The organism is Staphylococcus sp. HMSC070D05, assembly GCF_001815595.1.
GTDB lineage: Bacteria > Bacillota > Bacilli > Staphylococcales > Staphylococcaceae > Staphylococcus > Staphylococcus hominis.
Window position 1 is genome coordinate 36,249 of sequence record NZ_KV821155.1, and the last position, 19,447, is coordinate 55,695.

Here is a 19,447-nt window from a genome sequence, read left to right on the forward strand (position 1 = left end):
AGAGGAGTGAATGGACAATGAAAAAACCTTTTTCTAAACTATTTGGTTTAAAAAATAAAGAAGACATCGTTGATTATATTGAAGAAAATCGTCATTCAAATGTGGAATCCATTCAAATAGAGCGTATCGTACCTAACCGTTATCAACCGCGTCAAGTGTTTGATTCAAGTAAAATTACAGAACTTGCTGAGTCGATAGAAGAACATGGGTTATTACAACCCATTGTCGTTCGACCTATAGAAGAGAATATGTATGAAATTATTGCTGGTGAACGACGATTTAGAGCATTACAATCCTTGCATCAATCTAAAGCAGACGTCATTATTCGTCATATGAATGATGAAGAAACTGCTGTAGTGGCCCTTATTGAGAATATCCAACGTGAAAATTTATCTGCAATAGAAGAAGCCGAAGCTTATAAAAAGTTACTTGAAATTGGACAGACTACTCAAAGTGAGTTAGCGCAAAGTCTTGGAAAAAGCCAAAGTTTTATTGCTAATAAATTACGCTTACTTAAATTAGCACCAAAAGTAATTGTACGATTACGTGAAGGTAAAATTACAGAACGCCATGCACGCGCAGTATTATCCTTAAAAGAAGCGGATCAAGAACAATTGATTGAACAAGTTATTGCTCAGAAATTGAATGTCAAACAGACAGAAGCTCGTGTGAAACAAAAATTAGGCCCTGAAAAAGTAAAAGCAAAAACATTCCAATTTGCTAAAGATTTAACACAAGCACGTGATGAAGTGGGTAAGAGTATTCAAGCAATTGAAAACTCGGGTATTCATGTTGAGCATCGTGATAAAGATCATGAGGATTATTATGAAATTAAAATAAAACTATATAAACGTTAATGACTAAAAGAACAGGTAGAATGAATGGTACATTCAGTATCCTGTTCTTTTTTTTGTCAAATATTTTATCATAATTGATTTTTTATTTCATATTTACATAGTTTGAAAATAGAATTACAATATTAATAAACGAAACGTATCGTTTAATAATTAAGGTAAGAAGGGTTTCATGTGTTCGGAATATCAATTTCAAGTGCGATACTTCATTTTGTGATTGGAGGTATCGCTGTTGCCTTTGCATCGATGATGGCTGAGAAAGTAGGAGGAAAAATGGGTGGCATTATTGCGACTATGCCGGCAGTCTACCTAGCAGCTGTTATTGCTTTAGCTATAGATCATCGAGGAGAACAGCTGATTCAAATGTCGATACATCTTAGTTCAGGAGCTATAATAGGTATTATTTCTTGCATCATTACAGTATTGATTACGTCGATTTATATAAGTAAACGAGATTATAAAAAAGGTACAGCGTTTGCATTTATTTGTTGGTTAGTCATTTCAATTGCTATTTTTGCAGTACGACACATTTCTTAATATTTGGAGGATTTTTTAATGAAATTAACTTTTATCAAATTTCTCGTGGGTGGTTTAGCCGTTATGTTAAGTTATATTATTTCAGTTATGCTACCTTGGAAGGAATTAGGTGGCGTTTTTGCAACATTACCTGCAGTATTTCTTGTTTCTTTATTTATTACTGGTATGCAATATGGAGATGTCGTTGCCAAACATGTTAGTAGAGGTGCAGTTTTTGGTATGACAGGTGTATTATGTAGTATCTTAGCAACATGGGCGATGTTATATTATACACATGAGTGGTTACTTAGTATTTTGATTGGTTTTGTTGTATGGTTTATGAGTGCAGTAATTATCTTTGAAATTGTAGAATTGATTTCACGTTTAAGAAGGAGAAAAGATGGCTGGAAGACCGAAAGATCCAACAATCAATGAAAAGATATTTAAAGAAATTGATCAGTTATTAGAAACGACTTATTTTAGAGAGATTACAATAGATCAAATTTCTGAAAATACAGGTGTTTCTAAAGCGACGATTTATAGACGTTGGAAAGATAAATCATCTATTATTGTCGATATGTTTGTAAGTCGAATTCACGTTTTTGAAAATGATTATAAAACGATGTACGATGAATTGTATCATTTTCTAATAAGAATTATGAATATTTATCAAACTCATTTAGGGCGTGCTGTGATTGAAATATTAATTAGTTATCAACAATCTGAGGCACGTGACATATTTATGAAAGGTTATTTTGATAGCAATCGTAAAATATTGAAGACTATTATTTCTAAATATATTGACGAAGCGGACCAAGATTTATTTATTGATTTAATTTTTTCACCGATTTATTTCAATATATTGATTAAACCTAACGTCCTTAATGAAACTTATATTAAAAAGTTATTAAAAGTAATTTTAGATGCATATAATATTGAATAGTAAAAATATTGAAACTATAAGAAAGTAGAGTATAAATCTTACTATTATATAACCCGTAGATGATTTTATTAATCTATGGGTTTTTTTATTAATAATCAGTATTATACGATTTCACTTTCCTGGGGGATAGTTTCAGTCTATCTCAACTCAAAGTCGTTTAATGTTTATTTATGATTAAGGTCTCAATCTTTAATTTGTCCTACCTATTTAGGAATTTCACCACCAATACTTTGCTTATATTTGTTCTAAAGATCCAAAGATATTGCGATATACTAAAATGTAAAACATTTTTTACACTAAAACTAAGATAATGTAAAAGAAAATTGATAGATTTTTATTAGAAAAAACGCTTTTATAAATGTAGTATTATGATTTTAAAAATCAAATAAAAATAGTTTAATTTATAACGAGGTGAATGAATGGATATCGGTCAACAAATAAGAAAATATCGAGAAAGAGATGAATATTCTCAAGAATACTTAGCGGAAAAATTATATGTTTCTAGACAGACAATATCAAATTGGGAAAATGAAAAGAGTTATCCGGATATTCATAATTTACTAGTAATGTGTGAGTTGTTTGATATCTCACTAGATGATTTAGTTAGAGGAGATTTAAATTCAAATAAACAAGAATCTATAAAAAGAAAAATGAACATTTGGTCGTTAGTTATGATTATTGGATTTACTTTGTCTTCTATACTTATAGGTCCTCTCTTATATTATTTTAATTTATGGGGTTTTATAATAATTGCTATTCTTTTTTTAATTAGCTTTTATAGTAGTACTCAAATAGATAAAATTAAGTATAAATACAATTTAGATAACTACGATAGAATAGTAGCTTTTATGAATGGTAAAGATCCGAACGAAGTAAAATCTAGTGAAAAAAGAAATATATTTACTAGTATATTATCTTTTATTTTTGTAGTGGGTTTATTTTTATGTATGTGTTATTTGAGTCTATATTTAACAGAGATATTTTTAAAATATTAATGAAAAAGAAGCTCAATTCATTTTGAGCTTCTTTTTTATTCTAATGTTTGTTTTCTTCGTATCTTTTCAAAATATAGCCACCGCCAAGTAAGCCTACCGGCACACCAATAAATGGCGTTGTAATGCTACTAGCAACTAATACTATCAGAGCTAACATGATACCATTAAACCAATTTACTTTTAAACTTACTAAGTCTCCATATGCGTGTTGAATCATTTCTTTAATAGTCATTTTAATATATCCTTTCAATTTATTATTTAAATGGCGTCTTTAATGATGCGTTCTGAATGAATAAACGAAATAACTGCAAATATCAGATATACGAGTGAATAGATAACCATGACAATGAAGATAGGTGTCAATGTATAATTGCCTATTAAGATCATAAATGCGTTTGCTGCAAAAAAGGCATGGAGTAAAGAGACTACTAACGGTAAACCGAAATTGAATATAATTTTTAAGGCTAGTCCTTTTATCATATCTGTATTTGTAAAACCAATACGTCGTAGAATACGATAATTATTTATTTCATCTTCAGTTTCATCCATTTGTTTAATATAAATAATGCAACCAGCTGCTACTAAAAATGCAAGACCTAAGAAAGAAGTGACAAATATAAGAATGCCATTACTTTCATCAATTTCTTTTTTGTTTTCACTTTTTAAAACTACATTTTTATTTTCATTTTTAGCTAATGTTTCAGCTTTTGAAAGATCGCTATGATGCTTAATATTAAAACCATAATGATGTGTAAGCTGATTTTTTATTTTTAAAGCATTATAGTTGTCTGCGCTGATTTTAAGTACTGGTCCACCCAGTGAAACATCCATTGGAATGATTTCATTTAAATCTTTTTTATCTACATAAAATGTCTTTACTTGTTGCCCTTTTAATTTTAAATTTTTATGGATTTGAACATTAAACATCATTGAAAGTGGACCTTGTAAATTTGTAATTGTAGCGTGATCACCTTGGATATGATGATCAGCCATAATCGATATACTTTCATTTTGCATTGCATTACCCGTTTTACTTTTAATGACATCATTTTCAATAATATGGGTATTGGCATTTTCATATGTTTTTTTTGTATAGGGTATACCGTGTTGGTTAAGTTGATGTTCAAATTGTTGGGCCGTCTTTACTTTAGTAAAGTTAATGTCTTGAGGTGACGATGATTGAATATTAAAGTCAGCATTTGCTTTACTAATTGCTCCGAAACACAATATTGTTACTGTAACTGCTGAAATAACTGTAATAATAGTTAAAGACATCGCATTTTTCTTCATTCTATACATAATCGAAGATGTAAAGACGACATCAGTGATAGATACACGACCATGTTTTGATTTTTTTAAAGATTTAAAAATAATTGAAACTGAACTTCTGAAAAACAAATATGCGCCTGCTACAGTTAAGAATAAAATAATAAACGGTGTTAATAAGGCCATCGTTAATTCTTGAAATTTACCAAACATTTCTGTAGACATATAATAACCTAACATCATCATTATGAGTCCAAGAATACCCGCAATACCTTCTGGCGTGGTGATTTTCGCTTTTACTGCTTCTGTTTTCATACTGTCTTTCATCATAGAAAGTATGGTTCTTCGTTTTAAAAAGATCGCATCTTCTAACATAATTAAAATAAACGCTAGCATTAGCATGATCATTGTTTGAATTAAAGCAGCTACTTCAAATCCTATAGATGCATGAATGTGTAAATGCATCAGTTTTATTAATATTGAAAGCAATAATTTTGAACCCAAAATACCAATGATGACGCCAATAATGCCTGTACTAATAAATAAAGTGATTTGTTCGATAGCAAGCATTCTAAGAATATTACCACGTGTTAGTCCAATGAGTTCGAATAATGCAAATTCGTGTGTACGACGTTTAATAAATAGATGGTTCGCATACATTAAGAAAATGATAATCGTAATGAATAAAAAAACTGAACCAACTTTTGCACCTTGATTGATTATTTTTGATGAACCATTATTTAAGCTATGTGTGTATTGTAATGTAACAAAACTAAAATATAAGATGATACTTAAGATTAATGAAAAAAGATATAATACATAATGTTTGATATTACTTTTTAAATTCTTTAATGTAATTTGATTAAACGTCATTTGCCACACCGCCTAGGGCTGATTGTAATTGAATGATTTCATTATAAAATGCAGATTTTGTTTTACTTTGTTGATAAATGTCTGAATGAATATCGCCATCTTTTAACATAATGACGCGTTGTGCAAAACTTGCTGCTGAAGGATCATGAGTAACCATAATAATCGTACTATTAAATTGTTTGTTCATATCTTCTAAGCGATGAAGTAAATCTTGTGCACTTTTTGAATCCAGTGCACCTGTGGGTTCATCTGCAAAAATGATGGATGGTCGATGTACAAAAGCACGTGCAGCAGCTGTACGTTGTTGTTGACCTCCAGAAATTTCACTAGGATATTTATCACTTAAATCATAAATACCAAGTGCCTCTGTGACGTCTTGATAGTTTTTTTCCATTTCATCTTTTTTCATTTTTTGGACAGATAAGGGCAACATAATATTTTCTTTAACTGTTAAGGTAGGTAAAACGCTATAATCTTGGAAAATAAAACCAAGTTCTTTCTTACGAAATTGTGCTAATTTTTTATTAGACAACTGGTTTATCTCATTGCCACTGATGTCTACAGTACCGTCTGAAATGCTATCAATCGAACTGATAACATTAAGAAGGGTTGTCTTACCTGAACCAGATGGTCCCATAATGGCAACGAATTCTCCTTTATCGACTGAAAAGTTAATATCGTGTAGTGCTTTAAATTTTTGTTTCGTTCCATAAATTTTTGATACATGATTAACGTTTAAAATAGGCATGATGATCATACTCCTTGTAAGTTTTATAATTTTTCTTTCGCTTTAGTTGGAATGTCTGATTGTTTTACTTCTGTATATGATGTAATGGTGTGAGATTTTTCGCTTACAACTAAGTAATGATGTTGTTTTAATTTTTTAGACGCTGTATAATCAATGTTTTTAGCTTTACCATCTTTGGTGTAACCTGTTTGATTGTAATGGTAGATATAGAAGTCTTTTTCCTTATCAATGACTTCCACTTTTGATGGTTTTTGAGTCTTAACATAATACTCATGCGTTGGCGCTAAGGGATTTAATTTATTCCAATCATTGATAGAACGATTGTTAGGATGTTGGTCTGAATATGCGTTTAATCCAAATAAACCACCTATAATGACTACAATAATGACAAAAATAGTTAATATAATTCGTAATAATAATTTCAATCTCATCACTCCTTATCTCTATTACACTTCTTATTTTAAAAGGATGAATGAAGCGGTGCCTTTATCTAACCTTACAAAGTAAGAGGGGTATCTTACGAATGTGAAAGATTCAAATAAAAATCAGTCGTAAGAAGAATGAAACGTGTTTGAAAAGTATGTATGATAGAGTAGAAGTAATTGAGAATAAGAAAAGATGATAGGCGGGATGAAATGTGAAAAGAGAAATCGTGGAGTGGGTTATATCCATTGTAGTGGGCCTACTGGTTGTTATTGTAGTCACAAAATTTATTGGCGAATCCTATACAGTATCTGGGTCTTCGATGTATCCAACGTTTCAAGATCGCAATAAAGTGATTATAAGTAAAATTTCTAAATCTATGAATCACATTGATAATGGTGATGTCGTTGTATTTCATGAAGATTCAAAACGTGATTTTATTAAACGTGTGATTGGCACACCAGGGGATACAGTAGAATATAAGGGACCAATTATATGTAAATAATAAAAAAGTGTCTGAACCGTATTTAGATTACAATAAGAAACATAAACAAGGTCAATATTTAACAGGCTCATTTAAATCAAGTCAAATTAAAGGTTCAAACGGTGAAATGAAACTTCCTAAAGACAAATATTTAGTTTTAGGAGATAATAGACAAAATAGTATAGATAGCCGATTTGATGTTGTAGGTCTAGTAGATAAAAAACAACTTGTAGGTAAAGTCGTTTGGAGATATTGGCCATTTAATGAATGGAAGACTAACTTCAATCCAGGAACATTTTAAAAATAAAGTCACAACGAACATTTTTAATTCGTTGTGACCTTTTATTTTATAGTAGAGTTTTAGGAGATATCCTATACAAACTACAAGAGTAGATAGAATTTATTTTGAATGTGTCGTCCCCAAAAAAGAGGACTAAGGTTGAAAAAAGTTTGCGATAATGCATGTTCAATTCAATCATCGACTATCAATAAAAAAACTGAGACATTTAATGATGTCTCAGATTCTGTCCTATTTGATTTTAGATTGTTGAGTTGTGTTATTTTTAATATAGTCCTTTTTACGTTGATGATCAGGTTGTAAGGTTAAACCTAAGAATTTTCTTTCTTGATTTGCATCTTTGAAAAATGAAATCATCATTAAAATAACAACAAAACTAAATGGTAATGCTGAAATAATAGCAGCAGATTGCAGAGCATCTAGACCTGTCGATCCACCAGATAATAAAAGTACATAGGCAATTGCTGATAACATCACGCCCCAGACAATTTTAACAAAACCGGATGGATTTAAACGACCAAATGATGTTTGCATACCTAATACAAATGTTGCTGAGTCTGCGGATGTAATAAAGAATGAGCCTACTAAGATAATAGCAATAAATGACAAAATTGTACCCATAGGCATCTCATTGAAAATACCAAATAACTGTGTTTCAGGTGGCATACTAAAAATGTGTCTAGATTGATTACCAATTTCAATACCAGTAATACCAAAGGCTGTAAACCATAGCATACTAATAATTGTAGGAACACCTAATACTGCTATAACGAATTCACGAATCGAACGGCCTTTTGAAATACGTGCAATGAAGATACCTACAAATGGTGACCAACTCATCCACCAACCCCAATAATAAATCGTCCATGACTGTAACCATTCATGTTTTTGTGAGTTAAGTGGAGCAACATCAAAGCTATTAAAAATAAGGGTATTCAAATATTCCCCAATTGAGGATGTAAACATATTCATAATTCTAATTGTAGGACCTACAATTAGAATAATAATAAGTAACATCGCAGCTAAAAGCATATTTAAATTACTTAAATACTGAATACCTTTGCTTAAGCCACTCCAAGCACTAATTAAGAATAAAACTGTAACAATAAGAATAATAACACCTTGAATAAGTTTATTGTTTGGCACTCCAAATAAATAATTTAAACCACCATTAATTTGCATGGCGCCAACACCAAGTGACACTGCAACCCCAATAATAGTAGCAAACACGGCTAGAACATCTATAACAGTACCTAATGGACCTTCTACTTTATTTCCGAAAATAGGACGTAATGTACGAGAAATGAGTCCTAAGTCATTTTTTCTAAACTGTGTATATGCAAGAGCCAATGCAACCATACCGTAAACTGCCCAAGGATGTAGTCCATAATGTAAGAAACTTGAACGCATGGCTTCAGCTAGAGCAGCTTCTGTTTCTTTATTCGCTGTTGGCGGCGATAGATAATGTGAAATGGGCTCAGAAGATCCATAGAATACAAGTCCAATACCCATACCTGCACTAAATAGCATTGTTAGCCATGAAATGGTATTAAATTCTGGTTTATCATCAGGTTTTCCTAACTTAAGCTTTCCAATTGGATGAAAAGTAAGTGTGATACAAAATATCAGAATAATGCTAATAAGTAGCATATAGTACCAACCAAACGTTTCTGTAATAAAACTTCCGATTGCTCCAGAAATTGAACCAAATTGATTAGGGAAGATGGCTCCAATAATTACCAGTAACCCTACAATAACTGAAGCAAAAATAAACACATTTGAAAACTGTTTAGATTTGTTTTCCATGTATTTAACTCCTTTCAAATTTAATAAAACAGATGTATAAAAGATTAACATATATAGTTAGAGAATAATGATTGATTTTAAAATTTTACAAATATTTAATAAGTTTATGTTTTTAATGTATATAATTATGTTACTATATTTATAATTTATTGAATATTTTGAAAAATATGAGAGGTTTTAATAATGTTTGGATATCAAATTAATGAACGGTTAAAATTAAAAATATTAGAAGAACGAGAAGCGGAACAATTATTTAAATTAGTTGATAATAACCGTAAATATCTAGCGGAATTTTTACCTTTTGTTGAACATACAAATAAAGTTGAAGACAGTAAAATATTTATTCAGTCGGCTTTACAACAATTTGCGCGTGGAGATGGATTTCCATATCCTCTTTAGTAGCGGTTTTTTTCTTTAAGGTTCATTAATAATTATATAAGCGGGTGAGATAGTTATGATCTTTGGTTATCAAATAGATAAAGATATTAAATTAAAGATATTAGAAGAACGAGAAGCAGGGCAGTTATTTAAATTAGTAGATAGTAACCGCAAATATCTAGCGGAATTTTTACCTTTTGTTGAACATACAAAGAGGGTAGAAGATAGTCAACACTTTATCCACTCAGCTTTACAACAATTTATCGATGGTAATGGGTTTCATTGTGGAATATGGAGTGATAAAAAACTGATTGGTGTTATTGGATTACATTATTTAGACTTAGTTAATAAACGTACCTCAATTAGTTATTATTTAACTGAAGATTTCCAGAAGAAAGGCATCATGACTAGATGCACTAAAGCACTTATTCAATATGTATATGAAGAATATGATATTAATCGAATCGAAATACAAATGTCTATTAAAAATAAGGGGTCTTCGGAATATATAGTGGAATTACTTTCTTAATAGTTTAAAAACAACTGGTGTTTAAATCGGATTTTCTGGCGGGATGTTAGGATAATCAATAGTATTATATAAAAGTATCAATCACATACGAGTGATACTTTGGGAAAAAAATAAAATAGTCCAATTTACTTGACCGTGTACTATGGTACACGGTTTATAATATTCATGGGGTGAAATAAGATGATTTATCGCATTAGTGAGTTTGCAGATAAATGTGGAGTTAATAAAGAAACGATCAGATATTACGAGCGAAAAAATTTATTACAAGAACCTCACCGAACGGAAGCTGGTTATCGGATATATTCGTATGATGACGTTAAGCGTGTTGGGTTTATTAAACGAATACAGGAACTTGGTTTTTCTTTAAGCGAGATTTATAAATTACTTGGTGTTGTAGATAAAGATGAAGTTCGTTGTCAAGATATGTTCGAATTTGTTTCTAAAAAACAAAAGGAAGTGCAAAAACAAATAGAGGATTTAAAACGAATTGAAACTATGTTAGACGACTTAAAACAACGATGTCCAGATGAAAAGCAATTACATTCGTGTCCAATAATAGAAACATTAACATGAGAGATTAATTAACGAAAGGAGCTTTTTTATGAATAAATTTAAGGTAAACATTTCAGGAATGACTTGTACGGGTTGTGAAAAACACGTAGAATCAGCACTTGAAAAGATAGGTGCTAAAAATATTGAGTCTAGTTATCGTCGTGGTGAAGCAGTATTTGAACTGCCCGATGATATTGAGGTTGAAAGTGCAATAAAGGCGATTGATGAAGCAAATTACCAAGCCGGAGAAATTGAAGAAGTATCATCACTAGAAAACGTGGCGTTAATTAATGAAGACAATTATGACCTTCTTATTATTGGTTCTGGTGCTGCTGCCTTTTCTTCGGCAATTAAAGCTATAGAATATGGTGCAAAAGTTGGAATGATTGAGCGTGGAACGGTTGGGGGAACCTGTGTGAATATTGGCTGTGTTCCGTCAAAAACTCTTCTTAGGGCAGGGGAAATCAATCATTTATCAAAAGACAATCCGTTTATAGGTTTACAAACATCCGCTGGAGAAGTGGATTTAGCTAGTTTAATCACGCAAAAGGATAAATTGGTGAGCGAACTTCGGAATCAAAAATATATGGATTTAATTGATGAATACAATTTTGATTTAATTAAAGGTGAAGCAAAATTCGTTGATGCTAGTACGGTTGAGGTCAATGGGGCAAAGTTATCTGCAAAACGCTTTTTAATTGCAACAGGTGCATCGCCTTCGTTGCCCCAAATTTCAGGACTTGAAAAAATGGACTATTTAACTAGTACAACACTTCTTGAGTTAAAGAAAATACCAAAACGATTAACTGTAATTGGTTCAGGATACATTGGAATGGAGCTTGGACAACTATTTCATCATTTAGGTTCAGAAATAACGCTTATGCAAAGAAGTGAGCGACTTTTAAAGGAGTATGATCCTGAGATTTCAGAGTCAGTTGAAAAAGCGTTAATTGAACAGGGTATAAACCTTGTCAAAGGGGCAACTTTTGAGCGTGTTGAACAAAGTGGAGAGATAAAAAGGGTTTACGTAACAGTAAATGGCAGTAGAGAAGTCATTGAATCAGATCAGTTACTTGTTGCCACTGGAAGAAAACCAAATACGGATTCTTTAAATTTAAGTGCAGCAGGTGTTGAAACTGGAAAAAATAATGAAATCCTGATCAATGATTTTGGTCAAACAAGTAATGAAAAGATTTATGCAGCAGGAGATGTGACTTTAGGACCACAATTTGTATATGTAGCAGCCTATGAAGGTGGAATTATTACTGATAATGCTATTGGTGGATTAAACAAAAAAATAGATTTATCGGTAGTTCCTGCTGTTACGTTTACGAATCCGACGGTTGCAACGGTTGGTTTAACAGAAGAACAAGCAAAAGAGAAAGGGTATGATGTGAAGACATCTGTATTACCTTTAGATGCTGTTCCAAGAGCAATTGTAAACCGTGAAACAACCGGTGTATTTAAACTAGTAGCAGATGCAGAAACACTAAAAGTATTAGGGGTTCATATTGTATCTGAGAATGCAGGAGATGTCATCTATGCAGCATCATTAGCTGTTAAATTTGGCTTAACGATAGAAGATTTAACAGAAACCCTAGCACCATATTTAACAATGGCTGAAGGGCTAAAATTAGCTGCACTTACGTTCGATAAAGATATTTCGAAATTATCTTGTTGTGCAGGCTAAGGGAACTTTTTTACAACTCCCTATTCAAGTGAACCAGCTAATGCTTTAAGGGATTTTCTAAGTGCATTTGTGGTCACAAAAATAATTTAACACTGATGATTTCGACATCAAATCTATAATTGATACCTTAACACCGCAGAGTAATAAAGGATGAATAATATGTCAGACTTATTATCCCTACCAGACATTAAAACAATAGAACCGCCACAAGAAAATGAAACCGATATGATGTTTAAAGTTGAAGCAGTCGGACCACCTGAACGTTGTCCTGAATGTGGTTTTGACAAGTTGCACAAACACAGTTCAAGAAATCAACTAATTATGGATTTGCCCATTCGTTTAAAGCGAGTGGGCTTACAATTGAACCGTAGACGATACAAGTGTCGTGAATGCGGATCTACCTTCTGGGAACGCCTAATATCTGTAGATGAAAAGCGTAGTATGACCAAAAGGCTTTTAAAGTCCATTCAAGAGCAATCCATGTCTAAGACCTTTGTAGAAGTCGCAGAAAGCGTTGGTGTTGACGAGAAAACCATTAGGAACGTTTTTAAGGACTATGTGGCACTCAAAGAACGTGAATACCAGTTTGAAACTCCTAAGTGGCTTGGGATAGACGAGATACATATTATCCGTAGACCTCGGCTTGTATTGACTAATATTGAACGCAGGACTATTTATGACATCAAGCCTAACTGTAACAAGGAAACATTCATCCAACGTCTTTCAGAAATCAGTGACAGGACTTACATTGAGTACGTCACAATGGATATGTGGAAGCCTTACAAAGACGCAGTGAACACTATCCTTCCACACGCTAAAGTTGTCGTAGATAAGTTTCATGTAGTTAGAATGGCTAATCAAGCCTTAGATAACGTCAGAAAGTCTTTGAAAGCCCATATGAGCCAAAAAGAAAGACGTACCCTTATGCGTGAAAGGTTTATCCTTCTAAAGCGTAAACACGATCTAAATGAACGTGAATCATTCCTCTTAGATACTTGGTTAGGTAATCTTCCTGCTTTAAAAGAAGCCTATGAACTCAAAGAAGAGTTTTACTGGATATGGGATACTCCTGATCCAGATGAAGGTCATCTTCGTTATAGTCAATGGAGACACCGTTGTATGTCCAGCAACTCTAAAGACGCATATAAAGACCTCGTGAGAGCCGTAGACAACTGGCATGTCGAAATATTCAACTACTTTGATAAAAGGCTCACTAATGCTTATACGGAGTCAATTAACAGCATTATTAGGCAGGTAGAGCGAATGGGTAGAGGTTACTCGTTTGATGCCTTACGAGCCAAAATCCTTTTCAATGAGAAGCTCCATAAAAAACGTAAGCCACGATTTAATTCAAGTGCTTTCAATAAAGCTATGTTATACGATACTTTCAATTGGTATGAAGTGAATGATCACGACATTACAGACAACTTTGGTGTCGATTTTTCCACACTTATTAAGAATTTGGAGAAGGGTGATTTATAAGCCCTTTTCCACCATAAAATCCGAATACCCAAAATAAGAAAAGCCGAGCTATACCAATAAGACTTGGATTCACACAAGAGGGTATATTGAGAAGTGATGAACGTTTACAAGGGGAATTCTCAGATAGTTATGTGTATAGCTTGTTGAGAAAAGAATATGAAAGTCAAATTTAAAGATGAGAAATTATTTAAAATTAATAATAGCTTTTAATTATTTAATTATCTACTTGACAGAAAGCGTTTTAAATGAGCGTTTCTTATATTTTAATACAAAGGTAATCAATAATTAAAATGAAAAAATACACTTATATTAAGTTTTTCGCTTCTACTCTTATACAATCAATACAAAAGGTTAAAAATTTAAGTTCAATTTGATTTAAGTCCTAGAACTAAGACTTTCATAAAGGAGGTTTACATTCAATATAAATTAGGTTATATACATAGTTGAGATAGAAAGAAGAATGCATTTTGAACTCTTTATCTTATTCTTAACTTTATACATTTTTTAAGTATAATCATTTTGAATATAATTAAAGAGATTAGAACGTAAAACTTTTTTTAAAATAATTTATATAATATAATAATTTCTATCTATTTAAGAGTAATATGTAAACAATATTGATTTTAATTGGAAGAAGGTGAATTGGTGGCAAGGAAGTCTAAGAAACAGTATATTTTAGAATCTGCAGCTAATATAGTAAATAGACAAGGTACTGACTATTTAACATTAGATGCAGTAGCAAAAGAAGCAGGTATAAGCAAGGGTGGTTTGCTTTATCATGTTAAAAATAGAGAAGGTTTAATAAAAGAGCTTGTCAATTATGCTAATGAATTATATCGAGAAAATGTAAATAGCCATATTGATAATACGCATTGTAAACAAGGACAATGGTTAAATGCGTTTATTGAAGCAACGAAAGAACATCGTGTTGAAAATGCGCCTATTACTTCTGCAATGCTTGCTGCACAAGGTTCAAATAAAGCGCTACTCTTACCATTAAAATCTTTATATGAAGATTGGCAATCTCAAATTGTTAATGACGGTCTAGATGAAGTAGATGCAACAATCATTAGGTTAGCCGTTGATGGTTTATGGTTATCAGAAGTTTTTGGAATAAGTGCAGTTGACGAAGCAATGCGTGAAAAAGTAATAAATCGGTTAAAAGAAAAAGTAGAAGTAGGTATTAATAAAGAAAAAAAATAAATTTTCAGGTTTTAAGCTGTTAGGTGAGAATGAAACTTTTCAGCTTATTTTTTATGTCATGGTTGAAACTTTACCGACCAGTTGGTATAGTTTATAACGTATTTAAAATATAAAGGAGTGCTTACCTTGAAAAAAGTGGTATTAACTGCAGCAATTACAGGCGCTGGAGATACAATTGACAAAAATGAAAATGTTCCAGTAACACCTCAAGAACTTGCTGATTCAGCAATTAAGTGTGCAAAAGCTGGAGCAACAGTAGCACATATTCATGTTAGAGACCCTAAAACAGGTGGGGTGAGTCATGATCCAGAACTATATAGTGAAACCGTAAGACTCATTAGAGAGGCAGACGAAGATATTATTATTAATGTAACAGCTGGTGGCGGTGGCGACTTTATCCCAAGTCAACAACACCCAGAAACAGGCGGTGAAGGAACCTGGATTCAAACACCAAAAGAGCGTCATAGACCAGTAGGAGACACATTACCAGAAATGTGTACGCTTGATTGTGGCAGCGTTAATATGGGAGATTCGATATATATTAGTCCCGCTTCATGGCTGAGAGAACAAGCACAAATGATTAAAGATGCAGGTGTACAACCTGAGCTTGAATGTTTTGATACAGGTCATGTCAGTTTTGCAAAGCAACTTGTTGATGAAGGTTTAGTCGAACAACCTATGTTCCAGTTTTGTTTAGGTATACCTTGGGGTGCTGAAAATGATGCTCAGACGTTAGACTATCTTATTTCAAGAATCCCTGAAGGTGCGCAATGGTCTGCATTTGGTATTGGTAGAATGCAATTACCAACAGTTAGAGAAGTTGCTAAACGTGGTGGAAATATTCGTGTTGGTCTTGAAGATAACCTGTATATTTCAAAAGGTGTTAAAGCAACAAATGAGGCATTAGTTGAAGAAGCTAAAAAAATAATGAAAGAATATGATTTAATACCATTAACACCTGCAGAAGCAAGAGAAAAATTTAATCTTAAAAATAATAAAGGAGATAAATAATGAAGTTTGCAGTAGTTGGAACAGGCGTGATTGGTAGCGGATGGATAACAAGAATACTCGCCCACGGCCACGAAGTTATTGCTACAGATCCTAGTGATGGTGCCTATGAAAGAATGCTAACACAAGTTAAACAAAACTGGCCTTATGCTAAAGAAATGGGATTATCTGAGGGAGCATCGTTGGATAATTTAAGCTTTACTACTGATTTAAAATCGGCAGTTAAGGATGCAGATCTTATTCAAGAAAACGTTCCTGAAGTAGAATCGATTAAAGATGCTGTTTTAAAAGAAATCGATTTTTATGCGAAACCGTCTGCCATTATCGGTTCAAGTACCTCTGGTATTATGCCAACTGAGTTACAAAAGAATTTAAAACACCCTGAACGTTTAGTAGTAGCACATCCTTTTCACCCAGTATATATTTTACCTCTTGTTGAAATTGTACCAGGTCAAAACACCTCAGAAGAGACAGTTATTAAGGCTGAAGAAGTTTATGAGAGTATTGGTATGGATGTGCTTCATGTGCGAAATGAAATTGAAGGACATATTGCAGATCGTCTAATGGAAGCATTATGGAGAGAATCATTACATATTGTTAATGATGGTATTGCAACAACAGAAGAAGTAGATAAAGCATTTACGCATGCAGCTGGTTTACGTTATGCTCAATATGGACCATTTATGACATTCCATCTTGCAGGTGGAGAAGGTGGCATGAGACATATGCTTAAACAATTTGGTCCTGCATTGAAAAAACCATGGACTAAGTTAGTTGCACCCGAATTGACAGAGGATCTTTATGAAAAAGTGGTACGCGGTAGTGAAGCGACTTCACAAGGATATACAATGTCAGAACTTGATCGAAAACGTAATGAATTCCTTATTAAAGTAAAACAACTCGCAGAAGAATACTGGCCTAAAGATACAGCATCAATGAAAAAATCTAAGCAACATCAGAAGGTGTAAAGCTATGACAGCTCAGTTTGTTTATCATACTAATGTAAAATCATCTTGGGTTGATTACAATGGACACATGAATGATGCTGAATATAATCGTGTGTTTAGTGATGCAACTGATGCTTGGTTAGCATACATTGGACTTGATCAAGAAGGAATTCAATCGTTACACTATACCATTTTTACATTAGAAAATCATATAACATTTTTGAAAGAAATGAAGAAATATGAATCTATTGAAGTAAGAGTGAGTTTATATGATTATGATAGTAAGAGACTTCATATCTTTATGGAAATGTTAAATGATGACATGGTATGTAGCGCAGTATATGAAGTTATGCTAATGGGAATAGATACAGTCACAAATCGACCGGCTCCATTTCCTAAAAGTATTACAGAATCTATAGTAGCGTATTTTAACCAAACTTCTGATGTAAATGTGCCTAAACAATTAGGCCATCAAATCGGAATTAGTAGAAACAAATAAAGTTTGTATTGATAATCGAATGCTTGAAATATTGAGGACTTAATGTGCCTTGTTTTTACTTAGTAAACTTTGTATAACATTCACTTTAAGTTCTCTTTTTTAATAAATGATAGATAGAGAGGAATTGGACATATGTTAAGCATTAGAAACTTATCAAAAGTCTATGCAGGTGGTAAGAAAGCGGTAGATAATATGAATATTGATATTGAATCAGGAGACTTTATCGCTTTTATTGGAACGAGTGGTAGTGGAAAAACAACTGCATTAAGAATGATCAATCGAATGATTGAATCATCAGAGGGCGAAATTACAATTAATGGCAAAAATATTAAAGATATCAATGCAGTAGAATTGAGAAGAAGCATTGGTTATGTAATTCAACAAATTGGTTTAATGCCTCATATGACAATTAAAGAGAATATTGTACTTGTACCTAAATTATTAAAATGGTCGCAAGAAAAAAAAGATAAAAAAGCAAAAGAACTAATTAAACTTGTTGATTTACCTGAAGAGTATTTAGAACGATATCCTTCACAGTTATCTGGTGGGCAACAACAACGTATTGGCGTGATTCGTGCATTAGCAGCTGAACAAGATATTATTTTAATGGATGAGCCGTTCGGTGCTTTGGATCCTATCACAAGAGATACATTACAAGATTTAGTAAAAAAATTACAACAACAATTAGGAAAAACATTTATTTTTGTAACGCATGACATGGACGAAGCCATTAAATTAGCAGATAAAATTTGTATTATGACGAACGGTAAAGTAGTGCAATATGATACACCAGATAATATTTTACGTTATCCTGCTAATGATTTTGTTAAAGACTTCATTGGACAAAATCGCTTGATTCAAGATAGACCAAATATTAAAACTGTAGAAGACGCAATGATTAAGCCTATAACTGTACATGTTGACGAATCATTAAATGATGCAGTTAATATTATGAGAAAAAATCGTATAGATACCATTTTTGTCGTTGACAATCAACATCATTTACTTGGTTATTTAGATATTGAAGATATCAACCAAGGATTACGTAGTAAAAAAGAATTAATTGATACGATGCAACGTGATATTTATCGCGTTAAGGTAGATAGTAAATTACAAGATACAGTACGTACTATTCTTAAGCGTAATGTAAGAAATGTACCTGTTGTTGATACGGACGGACATACTTTAATTGGACTTGTAACACGTTCTAACTTAGTTGATATCGTATATGATACACTCTGGGGTGAAGATGAGGAAGGAATGACTACTGAAAATCAAGGTATTGTGGAGCCTAAAGAAATTGGGGCTGATAACGTATGAATTATTTAGTAGAAAATAGTGGTATGTTACTGAATAAAACGTTAGAGCATCTTTACATTTCTATCATGGCTCTCATACTTGCTATGATTGTTGCCATTCCTTTAGGTATTTTGTTATCAAAGAAAGAAAAGTTATCAAAGGTGTCGTTAACTATAGCTGGTATTTTACAAACGATTCCTACACTAGCGATTTTAGCTTTAATGATTCCCTTATTTGGTGTAGGTAAAGTAACGGCAATTATTGCGTTATTTATATATGTTTTACTACCTATATTAAATAATACAATTGTAGGTGTTCAAAATATAGATCGTAATATTGTAGAAGCTGGCCGTAGTATGGGAATGACTAACTTTCAATTAATGAAAGATATTGAATTACCTTTAGCGTTACCAATGGTTCTAAGTGGGATTCGTTTGTCGTCAGTCTATGTGATTAGTTGGGCAGCACTTGCGAGTTATGTTGGCGCTGGTGGTTTAGGTGACTTAATCTTTAATGGTTTAGCATTATATGAACCAGAAATGATTATCGTAGGTACAATTTTGGTAACATTGTTAGCATTAATCGTTGATTTAATTTTAGCTCAAATTGAAAAATGGATTATACCAAAAGGACTTAAAATTTCCAGATAAACAA

At 32.3% G+C, this 19,447-nt stretch carries 19 protein-coding genes and 4 pseudogenes; 18 read left to right on the plus strand and 5 right to left on the minus strand.

Going from position 1 to position 19,447, the window contains the following annotated elements; genetic code table 11:
• The first annotated feature begins 17 nt into the window (after positions 1-17).
• The 5 genes from noc to HMPREF3046_RS09035 all read left to right on the plus strand — a co-directional run bounded on the left by noc (position 18) and on the right by HMPREF3046_RS09035 (position 3,308).
• A complete protein-coding gene (noc, locus tag HMPREF3046_RS09015) occupies positions 18-857 on the plus strand; it encodes a nucleoid occlusion protein (protein ID WP_070718875.1) in 840 nt (279 codons plus the stop codon).
• A gap of 171 nt (positions 858-1,028) precedes the next feature.
• Positions 1,029-1,391 carry a DUF3147 family protein gene (locus tag HMPREF3046_RS09020; protein ID WP_070718879.1) on the plus strand — a complete coding sequence of 121 codons (363 nt, stop codon included), beginning with the start codon at positions 1,029-1,031 and terminating at the stop codon, positions 1,389-1,391.
• Positions 1,392-1,409: 18 nt separating this feature from the next.
• Entirely contained in the window at positions 1,410-1,805 is a 396-nt protein-coding gene (locus tag HMPREF3046_RS09025; protein WP_070718883.1) for a DUF3147 family protein, read from the plus strand.
• Entirely contained in the window at positions 1,771-2,313 is a 543-nt protein-coding gene (locus HMPREF3046_RS09030) for a TetR/AcrR family transcriptional regulator (protein ID WP_070718886.1), read from the plus strand. Before HMPREF3046_RS09025 ends, HMPREF3046_RS09030 begins: the two co-directional genes overlap by 35 nt.
• A 419-nt stretch (positions 2,314-2,732) precedes the next feature.
• The gene (locus HMPREF3046_RS09035) at positions 2,733-3,308 is read left to right on the plus strand and encodes a helix-turn-helix transcriptional regulator (protein ID WP_070718889.1); all 576 of its coding nucleotides are present in this window, start codon (positions 2,733-2,735) and stop codon (positions 3,306-3,308) included.
• 40 nt (positions 3,309-3,348) lie between these two features.
• Here HMPREF3046_RS09035 and HMPREF3046_RS09040 read toward each other — a convergent pair whose 3' ends face one another.
• Genes HMPREF3046_RS09040 through HMPREF3046_RS09055 form a run of 4 tightly spaced genes read right to left on the minus strand, consistent with a single transcriptional unit; the run spans position 3,349 to position 6,626 of the window.
• Positions 3,349-3,540, minus strand: coding sequence for a VraH family peptide resistance protein (locus HMPREF3046_RS09040; RefSeq protein ID WP_070718892.1), 192 nt, complete (start codon positions 3,538-3,540; stop codon positions 3,349-3,351).
• 26 nt (positions 3,541-3,566) lie between these two features.
• Positions 3,567-5,447, minus strand: a complete 1,881-nt coding sequence (locus HMPREF3046_RS09045) for an FtsX-like permease family protein (RefSeq protein WP_070718895.1) — start codon at positions 5,445-5,447, stop codon at positions 3,567-3,569.
• Positions 5,437-6,195, minus strand: coding sequence for an ABC transporter ATP-binding protein (locus HMPREF3046_RS09050; RefSeq protein WP_070718899.1), 759 nt, complete (start codon positions 6,193-6,195; stop codon positions 5,437-5,439). The genes HMPREF3046_RS09045 and HMPREF3046_RS09050 overlap by 11 nt, the downstream gene beginning before the upstream one ends.
• Positions 6,196-6,218: 23 nt before the next feature.
• Positions 6,219-6,626, minus strand: a complete 408-nt coding sequence (locus tag HMPREF3046_RS09055) for a YxeA family protein (RefSeq protein ID WP_070718902.1) — start codon at positions 6,624-6,626, stop codon at positions 6,219-6,221.
• 206 nt (positions 6,627-6,832) lie between these two features.
• On the opposite strand from HMPREF3046_RS09055, the pseudogene lepB reads away from it, so the two are divergent.
• Positions 6,833-7,403: pseudogene (lepB, locus tag HMPREF3046_RS09060) on the plus strand (signal peptidase I).
• A gap of 228 nt (positions 7,404-7,631) precedes the next feature.
• Here the strand turns inward: lepB and HMPREF3046_RS09065 are convergent.
• The gene (locus HMPREF3046_RS09065) at positions 7,632-9,206 is read right to left on the minus strand and encodes a BCCT family transporter (RefSeq protein WP_070718905.1); all 1,575 of its coding nucleotides are present in this window, start codon (positions 9,204-9,206) and stop codon (positions 7,632-7,634) included.
• Positions 9,207-9,389: 183 nt separating this feature from the next.
• Here HMPREF3046_RS09065 and HMPREF3046_RS09070 point away from each other — a divergent pair.
• The 12 genes and pseudogenes from HMPREF3046_RS09070 to HMPREF3046_RS09120 form a co-directional block, all read left to right on the plus strand.
• Positions 9,390-9,575, plus strand: a pseudogene (locus HMPREF3046_RS09070) (RimJ/RimL family protein N-acetyltransferase); the annotation flags it as partial.
• A gap of 88 nt (positions 9,576-9,663) precedes the next feature.
• Positions 9,664-10,104, plus strand: a pseudogene (locus HMPREF3046_RS09075) (GNAT family N-acetyltransferase); the annotation flags it as partial.
• A 189-nt stretch (positions 10,105-10,293) separates the two neighbouring features.
• Positions 10,294-10,686 carry an Hg(II)-responsive transcriptional regulator gene (gene merR / locus HMPREF3046_RS09080; RefSeq protein ID WP_001863748.1) on the plus strand — a complete coding sequence of 131 codons (393 nt, stop codon included), beginning with the start codon at positions 10,294-10,296 and terminating at the stop codon, positions 10,684-10,686.
• A 28-nt stretch (positions 10,687-10,714) separates the two neighbouring features.
• Positions 10,715-12,355, plus strand: a complete 1,641-nt coding sequence (merA, locus tag HMPREF3046_RS09085) for a mercury(II) reductase (protein WP_002440486.1) — start codon at positions 10,715-10,717, stop codon at positions 12,353-12,355.
• A 159-nt stretch (positions 12,356-12,514) separates the two neighbouring features.
• Positions 12,515-13,837, plus strand: a complete 1,323-nt coding sequence (locus tag HMPREF3046_RS09090) for an ISL3 family transposase (RefSeq protein WP_070718908.1) — start codon at positions 12,515-12,517, stop codon at positions 13,835-13,837.
• 23 nt (positions 13,838-13,860) lie between these two features.
• A pseudogene (locus tag HMPREF3046_RS11255) lies at positions 13,861-14,010 on the plus strand (GNAT family N-acetyltransferase); the annotation flags it as partial.
• Between the two features lie 472 nt (positions 14,011-14,482).
• Positions 14,483-15,040, plus strand: a complete 558-nt coding sequence (locus HMPREF3046_RS09095) for a TetR/AcrR family transcriptional regulator (protein WP_017175641.1) — start codon at positions 14,483-14,485, stop codon at positions 15,038-15,040.
• 126 nt (positions 15,041-15,166) lie between these two features.
• A complete protein-coding gene (locus HMPREF3046_RS09100) occupies positions 15,167-16,051 on the plus strand; it encodes a beta-keto acid cleavage family enzyme (RefSeq protein ID WP_017175642.1) in 885 nt (294 codons plus the stop codon).
• The gene (locus HMPREF3046_RS09105; protein WP_017175643.1) at positions 16,051-17,016 is read left to right on the plus strand and encodes a 3-hydroxyacyl-CoA dehydrogenase NAD-binding domain-containing protein; all 966 of its coding nucleotides are present in this window, start codon (positions 16,051-16,053) and stop codon (positions 17,014-17,016) included. Before HMPREF3046_RS09100 ends, HMPREF3046_RS09105 begins: the two co-directional genes overlap by 1 nt.
• 4 nt (positions 17,017-17,020) lie before the next feature.
• Entirely contained in the window at positions 17,021-17,494 is a 474-nt protein-coding gene (locus tag HMPREF3046_RS09110; RefSeq protein WP_070718912.1) for a thioesterase family protein, read from the plus strand.
• Between the two features lie 132 nt (positions 17,495-17,626).
• The gene (locus HMPREF3046_RS09115) at positions 17,627-18,814 is read left to right on the plus strand and encodes a betaine/proline/choline family ABC transporter ATP-binding protein (protein WP_070718914.1); all 1,188 of its coding nucleotides are present in this window, start codon (positions 17,627-17,629) and stop codon (positions 18,812-18,814) included.
• Positions 18,811-19,443, plus strand: a complete 633-nt coding sequence (locus HMPREF3046_RS09120; protein ID WP_017175646.1) for an ABC transporter permease — start codon at positions 18,811-18,813, stop codon at positions 19,441-19,443. Before HMPREF3046_RS09115 ends, HMPREF3046_RS09120 begins: the two co-directional genes overlap by 4 nt.
• The last annotated feature ends 4 nt before the right edge of the window (positions 19,444-19,447 follow it).

Coding starts and splice junctions, on each gene's coding strand:
- HMPREF3046_RS09105 (WP_017175643.1), top strand. CDS start 16,051: ATGAAGTTTGCAGTAGTTGGAACAGGCGTGATTGGTAGCGGATGGATA.
- HMPREF3046_RS09110 (WP_070718912.1), top strand. CDS start 17,021: ATGACAGCTCAGTTTGTTTATCATACTAATGTAAAATCATCTTGGGTT.
- merR (WP_001863748.1), top strand. CDS start 10,294: ATGATTTATCGCATTAGTGAGTTTGCAGATAAATGTGGAGTTAATAAA.
- noc (WP_070718875.1), top strand. CDS start 18: ATGAAAAAACCTTTTTCTAAACTATTTGGTTTAAAAAATAAAGAAGAC.
- HMPREF3046_RS09115 (WP_070718914.1), top strand. CDS start 17,627: ATGTTAAGCATTAGAAACTTATCAAAAGTCTATGCAGGTGGTAAGAAA.
- HMPREF3046_RS09045 (WP_070718895.1), bottom strand. CDS start 5,447: ATGACGTTTAATCAAATTACATTAAAGAATTTAAAAAGTAATATCAAA.
- HMPREF3046_RS09050 (WP_070718899.1), bottom strand. CDS start 6,195: ATGCCTATTTTAAACGTTAATCATGTATCAAAAATTTATGGAACGAAA.
- HMPREF3046_RS09120 (WP_017175646.1), top strand. CDS start 18,811: ATGAATTATTTAGTAGAAAATAGTGGTATGTTACTGAATAAAACGTTA.
- HMPREF3046_RS09030 (WP_070718886.1), top strand. CDS start 1,771: ATGGCTGGAAGACCGAAAGATCCAACAATCAATGAAAAGATATTTAAA.
- HMPREF3046_RS09040 (WP_070718892.1), bottom strand. CDS start 3,540: ATGACTATTAAAGAAATGATTCAACACGCATATGGAGACTTAGTAAGT.
- HMPREF3046_RS09055 (WP_070718902.1), bottom strand. CDS start 6,626: ATGAGATTGAAATTATTATTACGAATTATATTAACTATTTTTGTCATT.
- merA (WP_002440486.1), top strand. CDS start 10,715: ATGAATAAATTTAAGGTAAACATTTCAGGAATGACTTGTACGGGTTGT.
- HMPREF3046_RS09035 (WP_070718889.1), top strand. CDS start 2,733: ATGGATATCGGTCAACAAATAAGAAAATATCGAGAAAGAGATGAATAT.
- HMPREF3046_RS09025 (WP_070718883.1), top strand. CDS start 1,410: ATGAAATTAACTTTTATCAAATTTCTCGTGGGTGGTTTAGCCGTTATG.
- HMPREF3046_RS09065 (WP_070718905.1), bottom strand. CDS start 9,206: ATGGAAAACAAATCTAAACAGTTTTCAAATGTGTTTATTTTTGCTTCA.
- HMPREF3046_RS09090 (WP_070718908.1), top strand. CDS start 12,515: ATGTCAGACTTATTATCCCTACCAGACATTAAAACAATAGAACCGCCA.